Below are 14,268 nucleotides of genomic sequence, written 5' to 3' on the forward strand. Positions count from 1 at the left end.
TCTTAAGAAACCTCCCCTTTAACTTGGTCAATTATACTAGCGACTAGCGATCGCTTTTCTTGACTGAACTCCGATGTTGTCATTTCGTGATAAAACTCTTCAAATAGTGTAAGTTCTGTTTTTGATTCTCTTTTTACAAGATTTATATTTTGCTTTTCCTTCAAGTCTACTCGATCTATTCTTCTTTCTAAATGCAGAATATTGGGGTAAACCTGCCTTAGCTTGTTTATTGGATCTATTATTGCTCCCTCATCATGGAGAATAACTTTCAAATAATCATCTATTTTTTGATTACTATAGAAAGAAGGATCTAATAATTCATCAAGACATCCTTTTATTTCTCGCATATCTTTATCAGGCATTAAAAATTTCTCTTCAATTGATAACTTACCATTTGATTCGATTTGTACGATTGAAACAGCCTTTCGTTGACTCACCTCAGAAAATGAGTATTTTAATAATGAGCCTGAATATTTGATTCTGTCATGTTTTATCGCATCAGGACTATGTAAATGACCTAATGCTGTGTACGTAAAGGGACTAAAGATTTCTTGTGATACACAACCTGATCCACCTACTGAAAGTACACGTTCAGAATCAGTAGTCGCTCCGCCAATAACAAATGCATGGCCAATGAAAACATTCGGTTCAGTTGGATTCAAATGCTTCTCTATTCGTCCAACTATAGCTTTCATTGCATCTTCATGGGAATGAACTGACTGATCATCAAATAGTTCACGCACTGTCCCAGGCTCAGCATAAGGTACAAGATAAAAATTCACTCCGTTTAGTCGAATCGGAGTCAAATCCTTTGTAAGTTTACCCTGCATATAAAATTGACTATTTCGATACCATGAGGAACCAAAAGATAAACGCTCCGCACTATCATGATTTCCAGATATCGCTAAAATTGGGGTTTGTAATTCGACATTAATCCGATACAAAATTTCATCTAGTAGATTCACTGCATCTGTTGGTGGAACTGATCTATCATATAAATCACCAGCTATAATCACTGCATCTGGCTTTTCATCAGCAACAAGTTCAACAAATTGGTTTAATACAACTCTTTGTTCTTCCGTCATATATATTCCATGAACAAGCTTCCCTAAATGCCAGTCTGCTGTATGGATAAATTTCAATAAAATCACCTCAAGATTCTTTCAAATTATTTATATTATATCAAAAAGGAATGAATTCTCTGAGTGGTAGGTTTAGGAGATGATTAACAGAATATTGGAATTTCAATATTATTTTATTAAAATACTAGAATCAAAGTATATATTTACTTTACAATGCATTGTAGGGGTGATTCAATGTATTCTTTTGGTTATCGTGTAGTTCGAACTATACTTACTATTTTAGGGGGAAAATTAAAAATAGAAAATAAAAATAAAATCCCTTCTTCCCCATACATCGTTGTTTGCACACATACAACTTGGTTCGATATCATCTACTTAGCATTCAGTCTATGGCCTATGCCTATTCATTATATGGCCAAACAAGAGCTATTTACTTTTAAACCAATCAAATATCTATTAACAAAACTAAATGCTTTTCCTGTTAATAGGGATAATCCAGGACCTAGCTCCTTAAAAATACCCTTAAAACTTTTAAAAAACAACAAGGTTGTAGGAATTTTCCCTACAGGAACAAGAACCACCGAACAAGCATCATTAAAAAGAGGTGCAGTAACCATTGCGATGAAATCCGGTGTTTCAATCTTACCAGCCATTTATAAAGGACCATTAACATTTAAGGAACTACTTCAAAGAAAAGAGATTGTTGTCCGATTTGGTGAACCAATTACTTTCGAACAAGGGATAAATACAAATAAAGAAACGATAGATCAAAAAACACAAGAAATGAAACAAATATTCGATGAATTAGAAGCTAACAATTAATTCATCAAGTTTATACATAAAAATGGTTGCCTAATTCGGCAACCATTTTTTTATTCTAAATTCTTTGACTTCAAAGAAATCTTTTCAAGTATATTAATGTAATCATTGAATATTTTACTATTGCATGGTTCGTTCTGCATAATCCCTAAAATGATTTGAGTTTCTGCTTGGAGCATTTCAAGACTTTTGCAGTTATCAATTCTTTTTTCGAAATCCAAAAGATGCATTCAGTCACACTCCAATCCCCAAAGTATTTGATTTTATAATCAGAATATGAAAATTCCTCATAAAACGAATAAGCTAAAAGACCTATTTCAAGCATGAATTGCATATTTCCTTTTATAAAATTTAAATTTGCGCCTCTTTTCTCGAACATGATTCCTATTTAAATGAAGTTTAACTAATAACTTTTGGCTGAAAACCACTACACCATTTAATGTTTTGAGAAAAGAGTTGAAAACTCATAAGAAGTGCTGAATTCTTTATTGGGTGTAAAAGCCTGCAGTAGTGCATTTCCGCAAGCAACAAACGAGACGAAAACAGTTCAATTGAATTAACGAGATAATAATACTTGTCACTATAATTTCAAATTGTCTATAATGAATAAAGATATGCTATTTATACCGAGGTGAAACTAAATGCTTAGCGGCTGGTTTTTATATTTTATTTTGTTCTGGGTTGTTATATTAATTAGTTTATTCGCCATTGGTGGTTTCTTCATGTTTAGAAAATTCTTAAAGAGACTCCCTAAAGAAGATGGTAAATCGATTTTAGATTGGGAAGAACATTATGTGAAGAAGACAATTGATTTATGGACTCCAGAACAAAAAGAACTTTTAGAAGAATTAGTAAGCCCCGTACCTGAATTATTTAGAGATGTTGCTAGGCAAAAAATTGCTGGAAAAATTGGTGAAATTGCCTTAGAAGATCATGCGAAAGAAATTAATCGTGAACATGTGATTCGAGGTTACATATTAGCAACTCCAAAGCGAGATCATAAATTTTTGCGAAAGAAACTTCGTCAAATGAATATTGATGATTCTCCGTATGAACATTTATTTCAGTAATGATATTCCTTCTTAAAAACCGCTAATAAGCGGTTTTTTCTTTGACTTTTTTTTACTAGTAATTTCGGAATATATCCCATACACTTCTAAATTATTAAACAATTCATAACATAATATATATTTAATTGAGATAATATGGTAAAATTTTCAATAGATATATATATTTCAACTAGATAAGTTTTACGAGCATATACCGAAGGGGTATTTAAAGCGTAAAACAAATAAAGGGGGAATTCTCATGCGTTTTGAGAATAGAAAGTTTACCATTCTTGTTTCTATCGGAATTATTTGCATTTTGGGGTCATTCTTATTTCCTTTGTTTCTCGGAGCACTTATTCGTGAGATGATATTTTTTCAAAAGGGAGCATTTGCTTTTAGTTCTGACACTAGTTCTTATTTCATTTTTAGTATAGCATTTATTATCATTGGGATTACTCTAATTCTATTAGCAGTTGATCGAATTAGTGCAAAAATACGTTCAGTTATTTCTATCATTTTATTTCTTGTAGCAGCAACTTCGATAGTTTTAAGTATTGATAATGTTTATTACGGAACTCAAAAAGGATTCTATTATAATGACATAAAATCATTAGGGACAACAGAAATTCCATGGGAAAGTATAATAGAGATGGAGGAAATATACATAAAAGAAGAATACAATAGGAGAGCACACCAACTTATATTTAAGCTCAATAATGGGAAAAAGTATGTCATTGACTATAATTCATACCTTTCAGGTTATCATAAAAAAATTGAAGAATTTGTAAAATCACATGGTGGTAAAACAATTATTACTGAAATTAAAGAAATGGATATAAATAAATGAGAAGGGCTGATCTAACGTTAGACAGCCCTCCATCTATTATTTTATATCCCTTTTGTCTGTATTTCTAAATCGTTAAGTAGCTTACGATATTGTACATACATTGCTACGCGCCACGGAACAATCATTCCGAATGCCAGTAAGAAGAACATACCACTTAATTGTCCAAGATCGATTTCAGAACTTAAAATGATTTTAGCGACAACTCTGATAAGTAGTAAACCGATTAAAATAAATCCAAATGCCTTTGAGCGTTTCAAATAAATATCATTATCACGGATTTCAAACCTCGATGTTTTAATCAATACTATAGAGAACAACATCCCCACTAAGACTGCTTCAAGAAGTTCAGAAAATGTTACTCTAAAAACTGGAACAATGAACATTAACATCCCAGTACTCATAAATATCGGAGGTAAAATAATTTTTTTCGCAGAAGCAGGTTTATTCGATGCTTTTGTCCGAATAAAAATAACAAACAAACCCATTGCTAGTGCAACAACAGTGGAAATTATTATTTCAAGCATAGAAATCATCCTCTTTTTTACTTTTGATGTCAAATTTCTCGATAATAACAATCTATATTATAACGGATATCTAAAAAAAGCGAAATTATTATGTAAAGAATTAAAAAAGTGGATGTTCAAACAAGTAATTATTTGTGAATAATTTGACTAACGAGCGTAACTCTAGCTGATATTTTCACAAAGGAACACTTTTTAAGTTGACTGACTAAGATATATTTTATAAGCAATAAAAAAACCACTCTATACGAATGGTTCTATCCTAATACTTTGTCAATAGCTTCATTTACACGATTTTCATTAAATGGTTTTACGATATAGTCTTTTGCACCAGCTTCGATCGCATCCATTACCATCTTTTGCTGCCCCATAGAAGAGCACATGACAATTTTAGCATCAGGAAATTCCTTTTTTATTTCCTTTACAGCATCCAGTCCAGTCATTTCTGGCATTGTAATATCCATTGTGACTATTTCCGGCTTTAATTTACGATAAAGCTCGACTGCCTCCCGTCCGTTTTCAGCCTCACCAATTACAATATGATTTGCCTTTTCTAACATATTTGTTAAAGTAACTCTCATAAATTTTGCATCATCTACCACTAAAATTTTGGCCAAAGATGTTTCCCCCTCATATCCTACCTTAAACCATTTCTCTCTGAGTGGTTGTTAATAACATATATTAAATATATCAAAAATTTTCATAACTTTCCATTCAATTTCAAACAATTTCAATTCTATCATAAAGCAGGATTTTTTAATAATTATCAACAAATCTTATATAAGTAATCTTTATCGATATTCTACCAAAAATGATAACTAAAAACCTTGAAATCCTCCGAATAGTGCAGACATATAGCTAGTAAGAATAGTCATCCAATTAAAGAAAAGAAAAATACCCATTACGATCATTAAGTAGCCGCCAACCTTGACTATCTTATTACTATATTTCCGAATCCAAGAAAGCTTTCCAATAAAGAAAGACAAAATAAAAAATGGTATAGCAAACCCTAATACATAAGCAACCATATATGGGACAGCAGAACCTGGATTTTTTGCACCTAGTGCCATAACCGCTCCAAGAATCGGGCCTGTACACGGTGTCCATCCTGCAGCAAATGCCAAACCTATCAGTACTGAACCTAAATATCCAGATGGTCGATTTTTAAATTGAAAGCGGTGTTCTTTCATTAGAAATTCTGGTTTCAAAAATCCTACAATTATAAATCCAAAAAGAATAATTAGAATGGCTCCAATTTGCCTAATAAGATCTTGATAGTTTTTGAATATATTTCCAATCAAGGATGTTCCAAATCCTAGACCAATAAACACAATTGAAAATCCTAAAATAAAAAATAACGTATGTAAGAGACTTCTTTTTTGAAGCATCGCGTTCTCCGCTTTTAATTCATTTACAGACATACCCGTTATATATGAAACAAATGCTGGATATAGCGGTAAGCAACATGGAGAAATAAAACTTAAAAAACCTGCTCCAAGTGCCAAAAATATACTAATGTCAGTCATAAAAAACATCTCCTGATCCATTTTTATTCATTTTACCAGAGTTTACCCTAGGTTATTACCGAATATTGTGTGAAAAATTTTCTTTAAGTTTCAAAAGACAATATATGGGTAAACAGAAACTACCATTACTTTTTCAACAAACCACAAGAGAAAAGTTTTGAAAAAGTGTAAAAGATTGGTTATACTTTAAATAAATAGGCTCTTTATACTAAATCTAGTGGTTATCAGCCTAATAGACACAACATTCATTAATAACAATCATTAATAACAATCATTAATAACAATCATTAAAATTATGGACGAAAGGAAATCATCCGTGAACAATAATCAACTTTCAAAACTAATTGAAAAAAAACGGGCTGATTTAATAGAAATCGTTAAAAACGAAGGTCTTAATTCCACTTTGGCCATAAAATATAGTCAAGAATTGGACGGATTACTAATAAAGTACATCCAATTAGATATGAAAAAGAAAACGGCCATTGGTTAATAGAAAATCCTCCCTATATACTACTAAATATATGCACAAAAATGCAAAAAACGAGTATTAAGATACCCGTTTTTTATTTTTTTGACCTTTTAATTTGCAGCTCTTTTCTCAAAGGAATGAAGGACTTGTCGATCTTCAACCTTTTTTTAGTTAAAACATTACCTAAATAGAAACAATGGTTGAGAAAATATTTAGTAAGAAGTGTTCATTGTTACATTGACAGACAATACGTTTCTAATTACTTTATAGTAAGGTTTGGTTAACTTTCAACCGCTTCTTTCAATCCGTTTTGTAATAAGTACATTTTGTGGTATAACCCGTTTAATGCAATTAATTCTTGATGGGAGCCTCGTTCAACAATTTCTCCTTGATGAAGAACTAAAATTAAATCTGCATCTTGAATCGTAGATAATCGATGCGCAATCGCAATTGTTGTTCTCCCTTTCCGCATATCTGCAAGTGCCTCTTGGATTGCCTCTTCTGTTTCAGTATCAATATTAGCTGTCGCTTCATCTAAAACTAATATCTTCGGATCTGTTACCATTGTTCTTGCAAAAGCTATAAGCTGTCGTTGACCACTTGAAAAAGTAGAGCCTCTTTCTACAACTTTATGATCATAGCGGTCTTGTAATTTTTCAATAAAAGAGTGTGCTTGAACAAATTTGGCTGCATCTTCAATTTGCCCATCTTCAAGATTTGGGTTATGAAGACGTATATTATCCTTGATTGTTCCAAAAAACAGAAATGGATCTTGTAATACTAATCCTAATTTAGTTCGTAATTCTTTGATGGGATACTCTTTTATTGATTTTCCATCAATTAAAATTTCTCCACGTTCAAATTCATAAAACCTCATCATCAAATTTATAGTGGAGCTTTTTCCACTACCTGTGTGACCAACTAAGGCAATAGTTTGACCAGGTAACGCTTTGAAAGAAATGTTTTTCAGTACATCACGTTTCCCATCATATGAAAAACTGACATTTCTAAATTCAATCTCTCCATTTTTAATTTGTAAATTCTGATTACTTTCTTGATGAGGTGCGACTTCTTTTTCATCAATAATACGAAAAACTCTTGATGCTGCGACAATTGCTTGTTGAAACATCGATAAACGAAACATCATTTGATTCACAGGTTCAAAAAAACGATCTAAATAATTTACAAAAGCATAAAGCACGCCTATTTCAATTGTATGATTAAAGGAAGATATTCCAAAATAACTAAGTACAATAATTAAAGCGAAAACATATACTAAATCGATTGCGGGACGCAATAGTAATCCATCAATTTTAATATTCTTCATTCCAGCATTATAATGTTTATTATTTATATCGGAAAACTCTTTACGAAATCTTTTCTCCTGACGAAATACTTGAATAATAGACATTCCTTGCAATGATTCACTTAATTTTGCATTTAGTTGGCTTAACCTCTCTCGCAAATCTTGGTAAAAAGCAGAACTATATTTTCGGTATAGTCCCATGATAAAAACGAGTATGGGTAAAATACATAGGCAAAAGATTGCTAGTTTTACATTTAAAGCAAACATCGCTATAAAGATCCCGATAATTAAAAAGAAGCCTTGAATAAAGGTAACCAATACATTCACAAACATATCATTTATTGCCTCAGTGTCGTTTGTGACTCGTGATACAATACTTCCTGCAGGTGTTTTATCAAAATATTTCATTCCAAGGCCATGGACTTTTGAGAAAACGTCAATTCTAAGTTGCTGGATGATTTTCACAGCAATTTCTTGAAATTTATATAATTGAAAATAAGAAACAACCACCTTAAATACTTGTATAAAAATATATAATAAAGCAAGATTTACTAATGGTTGATATGGGAATTCTTTAGGTGTTAAATAATCATCAATAAACACTTTTACCAATATTGGTCCATATATATCGCCTATCGTCGCTAATAATAATAGAAAAAATGCAAATATAAGCATTTTCATATGTGGTTTCGTATAGCTCATTAAGCGAATTAAAATTTTTCTTTGCTCTTTTCCAGTCATTGTTTTCTGCTTATCCATATCTCTTTATCCCCCAAGCTCAACAAGCTCCTCAAGTTGTTGACGTTCATACATTGACTTATACCACCCATTTAGATTTAATAATTGATCATGCGTTCCACGTTCGATTATTTTTCCTTCCTCTAAGACAAGAATCAAATTGGCATGTTTAATTGCACTTAGTCGATGAGTGGCAATCATCGTTGTTTTCCCTTTCCTCTCTGACTTCAGTGCATTGAGAATGGTTTCCTCTGTTTTGGCATCAACTGCAGATAAGGAGTCATCCAATATGAGTACTTCTGGATTCATTAATAATGCACGGGCGATAGAAATCCTTTGTTTCTGCCCTCCAGAAAGCGATACTCCCTTTTCTCCAACCATCGTATGATACCCCTCTGTAAACTGAAGGATATCTTCATGTATATTCGCTGTTATAGCAGCTTTTTCAATATTGTCTTGATTAGTGGATGGATTTGTAAAGGCGATGTTTTCACCAACGGTGCATGAAAACAAAAAGTGGTCCTGTGGAACATAGCCTATCGCTTCTCGTAATCGATCCATCTGATAATCTTCAATGAAATGTTCTCCAAAACGGATTTTTCCATTTAACCCATCGAATTCTCGTAAAAGTAGTTTAATAAGAGTAGTCTTTCCTGACCCTGTTTTCCCTACAATCCCTAGTGTCTCCCCTTGTTTTAGAAGAAAATGAATATTCTCTAGCACTGGTTTCGTTTCATTAGGATACTTAAATGACTGAATTTTAAATTCAATATCACCCTTCGGTACAGTATTCAAAGCCTCTGCCTTATCAATCATTTCGATAGGTTCAGATAGAAGTTGATCTACCCTAGCATATGAGGCTCTTCCACGTTCCATAATATTAAATAAACTTCCGAAGGCAAGCATTGGCCAAATTAATAGCCCGAGATATGTTGTAAAAGAAATGAGCTCCCCAAGTGTTAATTCATTTGCTAATACATATTTTGAACCAAATACAATAGATAGAAAGAAAGAGATGCCAATGACAATTGAGATGGTTGGATCAAAAAGAGCGTCTATTTTTGCTACTGCAATATTTTTTTTGACAACGTCTTCTGATTGGGTACGGAACGATTCAATATCTTCCTTTTCTTGACCAAATGTTTTAATTACTTTCATTCCTGAAATGCTTTCTTGCGTCTTATCATTTAATGATGAAAACGCTTCTTGAGCATTATGAAATCGTTTATGTAATAATGAGCCATAATAGTTTGTTAATATTGCCATTATAGGCATTGGTAGTAAGGCAATAATCGTAAGCTTCCAGCTAATCGTTGTAGCCATTGCGATCACTACAAAGCCACCAGTCATAAGTGAATCTACAAACGTTAAAACACCTGACCCTGCAGTTCCTTGAATTGCTTGTAAATCATTTGTCGCATGCGCCATTAAATCCCCTACTCTTTTTTGTTGATAAAAAGAGGATGACATTTTTGTAAAATGACTAAATAAACGATTTCTTAATATACGTGCCAATTTTAATGACGAACCAAAAATCATAATTCTCCAATAATAACGAAGAACATACATGGCAAGAGCGGCAATAATTAATACAGCAATCCATTTTGCTAATATTACTCCCGTTAATTGATTCTCTTTAATTGTATCAACAATTATTCCTACAATTTTAGGAGGTATCAGTTGAAGAAACGCCACCATTGCTAATAATATTATTCCGGTTATATAAGCTTTTTTCTCTTGCTTAAAAAACCACATTAAATCAATAAAAACCTTCATCCCAATCCCTCGCTGTCTTCCTGAATAATAACTATATTTATTCTATAATATCAGAATTACAAATGCTTTCTAATTTTACCAAATGTTTCGATAATGAAAAAGAGTATTTATAAAGATTATTAAAAATCTGCCTTTCTTTTCATTTCTACCATAAAATATATAACATCTTTAGGAAAAAATTATATTAATTGAGGATTCAACGAAAGCTTTTCACTTCAATCGAATTGAGGAACACTTCCACTTTTAAACCCCAGAAAAAAGGACAGCCTCCTAATGTGGTGGCTGTCCTTAATACAAAAAACTTAATACTTTTACAGGTACACAATTCCCAATTACTGCTGCCTTTTGTGTAAGTTAAGTAAGCATCATCTAATGTTGATTAAGCTTTACCATTTTATAAAACTCGGGTACTTGTTCAGCTAATACATTTTCTTCTGAACGCCACTCAAATGCAGGTCCAACTCCACCGTATTCCATCGCTACAACCCACGGCTTTGAAAATTCTGCGTTCTCTATTTTTCTTAATACCCAAGAAGCTAGTTCCCAATCATCTTTAGTCATTGGCATACTATCACGTAAACGCCCGTTTTCATCTTTTTGAATACCCGTAATATGAAGTTCTTTAAGACTAGATACTGGAAGTTGTGAAATATACTCTTTTACATTTAAACCAAGGCATATTGATGTCATTTGAGCGTGAGCAGTATCTAATAAGAATGCACATCCAGTTCGTCTAACAATTTCCGAGAGAACAATAGGATCAATCACTGATTTCATCATATTATCACCCTTGCCTCGACAGATAACGTTTTCCATTATTACATTTTCTATGCCGATCTTATCGGCAACTATTTCAATATCACGTATTACAGCATCCACCACTAAATTAATGTGAGACGGTTCGTCAGTTAGTACATCAAACTCGGGGTAATGTTTGGAATAGGCAACTGCATGAACATTTACATAAGGGGTTTGAGTCCAATTCTTTAATTCCTTAATTAAAGTCCAATCCACATTTTCAATCTGTCCAGAACCTGCGTTTAATCCAAAATGAACATAACAAGGCTTTGTCCTCTCAGCTCGTTGAATAAGTTCCCTACTAAAATCTGGACATTTAAACACATCAACATCTATTAAAGAGTCTTTAATTAATTGCTCCGCCTCAGTAGAATAGTTAACAGCTACCTTCATGATATTCACCTCATAACTATTTTTTTAATCCATATATGCCTTTAATCATTTTTAAGCTATTGTGCAAGTTTCACTAATATTACTCTTTTGAAATATTAACTACTAATCTCTCTACACCTTTAGATTTCTACTTAAATGAGGAATATACTCATTTTGTTTCACTTTTAGTTTTTTAAAATTCTATATAAAATGGATGACTGCTTTCGTCCAAACAGTATTCAATTCTTTGTCTGAAGTTCCCTACAGTCACCATTTTCAAAGCTTGTTCAATAGGATAGAACCCTACTTCCAAACTCTCTGATGAAGTTGTCAATTTACCTCCAATAGGTTTTCCTAAGAACAGCGTATTACAAATTGATTTGTTTACATTTTGAAAAATTCCGCAAAATTTTAATACCTCAATATCAATACCTGTTTCCTCTTTAGTTTCCCTAATTGCAGCATCCTTCAAAGACTCTCCTTCTTCCACTTGCCCACCTGGCATTTCCCAACCTCTCCAAGGTCCCTTGATTAATAGAATTTCCTTTTCTTCATTAAGCACAATGGTTGCTGCGGAAACTATATGTTTTGGCGGTATGAATACATTCGATGTACTTTGTTCCAAAAAACTCCCTCCTTAACTACATATATTAAAATATATTAACATTTTTTTAATTTTTAGAATAGAAAAATTTCTTATTAGAACATTATACAGTTCACAAAATTTCTAGTTTATTGACGTTACAGATAATAGCTTTTAATATCCAAATTATTATTACCATATTTTTGTAACCTTTCTGTTAGTAAATACGTCAATTCAGTAGTCGCTATCAAAAGGGGAGAAATAACAGTAATGACTAATAATAATGATGATCATTTGGATGGAATTCAAGATACAGATCAATGGTTAGAAATCCTAATGAAGGATTACGGTGAAAAGTTAATTCGTGTTGCTTATTTGTATTTAAAGGATTGGAAATTAGCCGAGGACGTCGTACAAGAAACATTCATTAAATGTTTCCTCAAACAAAAGGATTTTCGAGGAGATTCGTCTGTTAAGACGTGGATATATTCTATTTTAACTAATGCTTGTAGAGACATATTAAGAAGTACAAGTTACAAAAAAACAATAATAGTAAATAAACTTTATCCCTATCAAGATACTTACACAGAATCACCTGAAGATGCTGTTATTCAGAATGAAGATGAATATTATTTATCTGAGTGTGTTCTTTCATTACCTATAAAATATCGAGAAGTAATCATATTATTTTATTATAACTATAAATGAGATCAGTAATCTACTCAAAACTAAGAATTCTACAATAAAGGTCCGTTTGAAAAGAGGTAGGGAAAAGTTAAGAAAACTAGTAGATAAAGGAGTGGAAATTTATGCGAAGTAACCAGGATGAGTTTGAAAATTTGAAATCTGCTTTAGATAACACAATCTTATCTGGAGAACATTTTACTGATAAACAAAAGGAAGATATTCGTGAAGGGATTAAGAAACAGCGTTATTCTAAAAATCAGTTTCGTTCAAAATCATTAGTTCCACGTTTCTTAACTATTGCTTTTACGATTCTATTTATTAGCTTCGTAGGTATCCTTATTACAAATAGCATGAAAGATTTAAATGAATCTGCAAAAGAAACTTCACCTAATGAAAAAAAGGAATCGACATTAGCAGAAACCAAAGATACAGATATTTATGATTTTCCTCCAGCACTTTACGGCAATACGCAAACAAGATTAAAAGTAGGTGAAGGGTATAAAGGAACTGGAGATCTTGGAGTAAGGGTTAATAAAATTCGTGTAGTACCATCTAATGAACAAGAAACCAACAATGGGCTTATAACCATAGGAGTATTAATAAAAGTAGAGAATAGAGGGAGTAAAGAGCTGTTCATATCACCAGAAGTGACAATGAAACTTTTTAACGATCAAATGGAAGAACAAATAGATATTAAAAATGTTGAATCTATTAAAGGTCCACTTGAAGTATCAGAATCAAAAAGTGGTGAACTGTTATTTGAAATACCTAAAGCTAAGAAGTATAAATTTATTTATTTAGACAAAGAAGGTAAAATGTTTATAGAATGGTACTTTCCGGAGTAACAATTATTTATCTATAGTCTGCAAAAGTGAAATCATGTTGATTTTTTCAAGATGATTTCTTTTTTTATTTTTCCCAAAGCTTTTCATTTTGGTTATTCGAAGTTCAATAAGTCTCCATTTTAACATAGATAGGCTACTAGAATGCTGGCTTAGTTCATAACTATATCACGAACTGTAAGTTATTATCAGCATCAAAACGGGATAAGGTAATTACCCCTATCCCGATTTAAAGGAAATTTTTATGGATTGAGAACATATCATCTATTTTCTGCTTTCGTTTTGAAGCTGAGCCGTTACTTGAACAACCCGTTCACCTAATGCTCTTCCCAGTGCTTGATCTTGCTCATTTAATAGTACGGAGCTTTCAATGGGGCACGATATTCCCACACCATAATAAGAACCGTATAGAGCATTTTCTGGTATATTTCCTGGCAAACCTACAATAATCATCCCTTGATGAAGCATGGGAGTAATAAGATTTAACAAGGTCGCTTCTAGTCCCCCATGTGTTGTGGCTATTGTACAAAAAACAGCACCCACTTTATCCACTAGTTTACCGCGTGCCCATAGATAACCAAGTTTGTCCATCCACTTTTTTAAACCAGAACTAATACTGCCGAAATGGCCGGGGCATCCCCAAATAATTGCATCCATTTCCGGTAGGTCATGGACATCGGCTTCATCAACATGTTTGACGTACACAGTAGCTTTTCCAGTCTGTTCTGCCCCATGACCAATCGCTCTCGCTAAAGCTTCCGTATGTCCGCCTTCACTATCGTATACAATAAACACCTTCATTTATTATCTCTCCATTACTTTAAAGAGTTTTAAATATTGTAGGAAGCGTGAT

Annotated in this window: 16 protein-coding genes; 6 read left to right on the top strand and 10 right to left on the bottom strand. The window is 32.5% G+C overall.

Annotated elements, in window-relative coordinates; translation table 11 throughout:
• Positions 1-2: 2 nt before the first annotated feature.
• Complete coding sequence (locus I5818_RS15050; RefSeq protein ID WP_058003837.1) at positions 3-1,142, bottom strand: exonuclease SbcCD subunit D; 1,140 nt, start codon at positions 1,140-1,142, stop codon at positions 3-5.
• Positions 1,143-1,316: 174 nt separating this feature from the next.
• On the opposite strand from I5818_RS15050, the gene I5818_RS15055 reads away from it, so the two are divergent.
• Positions 1,317-1,904 (top strand): lysophospholipid acyltransferase family protein, encoded by a 588-nt coding sequence (locus I5818_RS15055; protein WP_058003836.1) that lies wholly within the window; start codon positions 1,317-1,319, stop codon positions 1,902-1,904.
• A 50-nt stretch (positions 1,905-1,954) separates the two neighbouring features.
• Here I5818_RS15055 and I5818_RS15060 read toward each other — a convergent pair whose 3' ends face one another.
• The gene (locus tag I5818_RS15060; protein ID WP_158022192.1) at positions 1,955-2,131 is read right to left on the bottom strand and encodes a hypothetical protein; all 177 of its coding nucleotides are present in this window, start codon (positions 2,129-2,131) and stop codon (positions 1,955-1,957) included.
• A gap of 411 nt (positions 2,132-2,542) precedes the next feature.
• Between I5818_RS15060 and I5818_RS15065 the strand changes: the two genes are divergently transcribed.
• Together I5818_RS15065 and I5818_RS15070 are read left to right on the top strand one after the other, a co-directional pair.
• On the top strand, positions 2,543-2,971 hold the full coding sequence (locus I5818_RS15065; RefSeq protein WP_078110946.1) for a DUF2621 domain-containing protein: 429 nt from the start codon (positions 2,543-2,545) through the stop codon (positions 2,969-2,971).
• Between the two features lie 238 nt (positions 2,972-3,209).
• Positions 3,210-3,797, top strand: a complete 588-nt coding sequence (locus I5818_RS15070; RefSeq protein ID WP_078110945.1) for a hypothetical protein — start codon at positions 3,210-3,212, stop codon at positions 3,795-3,797.
• A gap of 41 nt (positions 3,798-3,838) precedes the next feature.
• On the opposite strand, the gene I5818_RS15075 is transcribed toward I5818_RS15070, so the two are convergent.
• The 3 genes from I5818_RS15075 to I5818_RS15085 form a co-directional block, all read right to left on the bottom strand.
• Positions 3,839-4,321, bottom strand: coding sequence for a CcdC family protein (locus tag I5818_RS15075; RefSeq protein WP_058003833.1), 483 nt, complete (start codon positions 4,319-4,321; stop codon positions 3,839-3,841).
• A gap of 254 nt (positions 4,322-4,575) precedes the next feature.
• Positions 4,576-4,935, bottom strand: a complete 360-nt coding sequence (locus I5818_RS15080; protein ID WP_058003832.1) for a response regulator — start codon at positions 4,933-4,935, stop codon at positions 4,576-4,578.
• A gap of 201 nt (positions 4,936-5,136) precedes the next feature.
• A complete protein-coding gene (locus I5818_RS15085) occupies positions 5,137-5,844 on the bottom strand; it encodes a cytochrome c biogenesis protein CcdA (RefSeq protein ID WP_058003831.1) in 708 nt (235 codons plus the stop codon).
• Positions 5,845-6,160: 316 nt separating this feature from the next.
• On the opposite strand from I5818_RS15085, the gene I5818_RS15090 reads away from it, so the two are divergent.
• A complete protein-coding gene (locus I5818_RS15090; RefSeq protein ID WP_071975646.1) occupies positions 6,161-6,334 on the top strand; it encodes an aspartyl-phosphate phosphatase Spo0E family protein in 174 nt (57 codons plus the stop codon).
• Between the two features lie 259 nt (positions 6,335-6,593).
• On the opposite strand, the gene I5818_RS15095 is transcribed toward I5818_RS15090, so the two are convergent.
• From I5818_RS15095 to I5818_RS15110, 4 genes are all read right to left on the bottom strand, one after another.
• Positions 6,594-8,378: an ABC transporter ATP-binding protein gene (locus tag I5818_RS15095; protein WP_078110944.1), complete on the bottom strand. Its 1,785-nt coding sequence runs from the start codon at positions 8,376-8,378 to the stop codon at positions 6,594-6,596.
• Positions 8,379-8,384: 6 nt separating this feature from the next.
• Complete coding sequence (locus tag I5818_RS15100) at positions 8,385-10,133, bottom strand: ABC transporter transmembrane domain-containing protein (protein ID WP_078110943.1); 1,749 nt, start codon at positions 10,131-10,133, stop codon at positions 8,385-8,387.
• A gap of 369 nt (positions 10,134-10,502) precedes the next feature.
• Positions 10,503-11,324, bottom strand: a complete 822-nt coding sequence (locus I5818_RS15105) for a multinuclear nonheme iron-dependent oxidase (RefSeq protein WP_078110942.1) — start codon at positions 11,322-11,324, stop codon at positions 10,503-10,505.
• Between the two features lie 172 nt (positions 11,325-11,496).
• Positions 11,497-11,928, bottom strand: coding sequence for an NUDIX hydrolase (locus I5818_RS15110; RefSeq protein ID WP_078111456.1), 432 nt, complete (start codon positions 11,926-11,928; stop codon positions 11,497-11,499).
• Positions 11,929-12,156: 228 nt separating this feature from the next.
• On the opposite strand from I5818_RS15110, the gene I5818_RS15115 reads away from it, so the two are divergent.
• Together I5818_RS15115 and I5818_RS15120 are read left to right on the top strand one after the other, a co-directional pair.
• Positions 12,157-12,594 (top strand): sigma-70 family RNA polymerase sigma factor, encoded by a 438-nt coding sequence (locus I5818_RS15115; RefSeq protein ID WP_078111457.1) that lies wholly within the window; start codon positions 12,157-12,159, stop codon positions 12,592-12,594.
• Between the two features lie 101 nt (positions 12,595-12,695).
• Positions 12,696-13,418: a DUF4352 domain-containing protein gene (locus tag I5818_RS15120; protein ID WP_078111458.1), complete on the top strand. Its 723-nt coding sequence runs from the start codon at positions 12,696-12,698 to the stop codon at positions 13,416-13,418.
• A 261-nt stretch (positions 13,419-13,679) separates the two neighbouring features.
• Here the strand turns inward: I5818_RS15120 and I5818_RS15125 are convergent, their stop codons facing one another.
• Positions 13,680-14,216: an NAD(P)H-dependent oxidoreductase gene (locus I5818_RS15125; protein WP_209391778.1), complete on the bottom strand. Its 537-nt coding sequence runs from the start codon at positions 14,214-14,216 to the stop codon at positions 13,680-13,682.
• Positions 14,217-14,268 lie beyond the last annotated feature (52 nt).

This window comes from Heyndrickxia oleronia (genome assembly GCF_017809215.1).
GTDB lineage: Bacteria > Bacillota > Bacilli > Bacillales > Bacillaceae_C > Heyndrickxia > Heyndrickxia oleronia.